The sequence below is a fragment of the Curtobacterium sp. B18 genome, assembly GCF_000333375.1.
In the GTDB taxonomy this organism is placed as follows: Bacteria; Actinomycetota; Actinomycetes; order Actinomycetales; family Microbacteriaceae; genus Curtobacterium.
In genome coordinates, this window is the sequence record NZ_BACZ01000453.1 from 1 (window position 1) to 1487 (window position 1487).

1 protein-coding gene is annotated in these 1487 nt (G+C 70.4%); it reads left to right on the forward strand.

The features are described from left to right. Positions 1-1487 (forward strand): class I tRNA ligase family protein (locus tag I5E_RS12250; RefSeq protein WP_022907240.1); only part of this gene is annotated, 1487 nt, incomplete at both ends.

A 1487-nucleotide genomic window follows, 5' to 3' on the forward strand; every position in this document is an offset into this window, starting at 1 on the left:
GCCAAGAAGGTCGTCGTGGACGCCCTCACCGCGTCCGGCGACCTGATCGGCGACGTGAAGACGATCACCCACCCGGTGAAGTTCTTCGAGAAGGGCGACAAGCCGCTCGAGATCGTCTCGACGCGCCAGTGGTACATCGTGAACGGCGCCCGCGACGAGGAGCTCAAGGCGACGCTCCGGCGCCGCGGCGACGAGATCGCGTTCCACCCGGACTTCATGCGCGTCCGGTACGACAACTGGGTCGGCGGCCTGTCGGGCGACTGGCTCATCTCGCGCCAGCGCTTCTTCGGCGTGCCGCTGCCGGTCTGGTACCCGCTCGACGGTGACGGCAACCCGGTCTTCGACCAGCCGATCGTCCCGACCGAGGCCCAGCTCCCCGTCGACCCGGCGTCCGAGCCGGCCCCGGGCTACACCGAGGACCAGCGCGGCGTCGCCGGCGGGTTCCAGGGCGAGCTGGACGTGATGGACACCTGGGCCACCTCGTCGCTCACCCCGCAGCTCGCGGGCAAGTGGGAGACCGACCCGGCGCTGTACGACCTCGTGTACCCGTACGACGTCCGCCCGCAGGCGCAGGACATCATCCGCACGTGGCTCTTCACGACGGTGCTCCGCAGCCAGCTCGAAGCGGACACCGTGCCGTGGAAGCACGCGTCGATCTCCGGCTTCATCGTGGACCCCGACCGCAAGAAGATGTCGAAGTCCAAGGGCAACGTCGTCACGCCGCTGTCGATCCTCGAGCAGCACGGTGCCGACGCGGTCCGCTACTGGGCGGCTTCGTCGAAACTCGGCACCGACGCGGCGTTCGACCCGCAGAACCCGAAGCAGATCAAGGTCGGCCGCCGGCTGGCGATCAAGGTCCTGAACGCCGCGAAGTTCGTCTACGGCTTCCCGCTGCCCGAGGGCGCCACGAGCGTCACGGAGCCGCTCGACGTCGACGTGCTCGCCGAGCTCGGGTCGGTCATCGACCAGGCCACCACGGCGTTCGACGCCTTCGACCACGCCCGTGCCCTCGAGGTGATCGAGCGCTTCTTCTGGACCTTCTGCGACGACTACCTCGAGCTCGTCAAGGAGCGGGCGTACGGCACCGCGTCCGACGCGACGCACGAGACGCAGGCGAGCGCGGTCCTCGCGCTCCGCGCCGCCATCGACGCGCTGCTGCGCCTGCTCGCACCGTTCCTCCCGTTCGCGACGGAGGAGGTGTGGGCCTGGACCCACGAGACCAGCGTGCACCGCGCCTCCTGGCCGACCGTGGCCGAGCTGCCCACGCAGGCCGAGCCGACCGGACTCCTCGGCGCGGTGGGGCAGGCACTCATCGGCATCCGCGGCGCAAAGACCGCGGCGAAGGCCTCGCAGAAGACGCCCGTGACGCGTGCCGTCGTGCAGGCGCCGGCCGAAGACCGAGCGCTCATCGAGCGTGCGGCGGTCGACCTGGCGGCCGTCGGCCGCATCGAGAACCTGTCGTTCGAGGACGGCGCGGAGCTCACGGT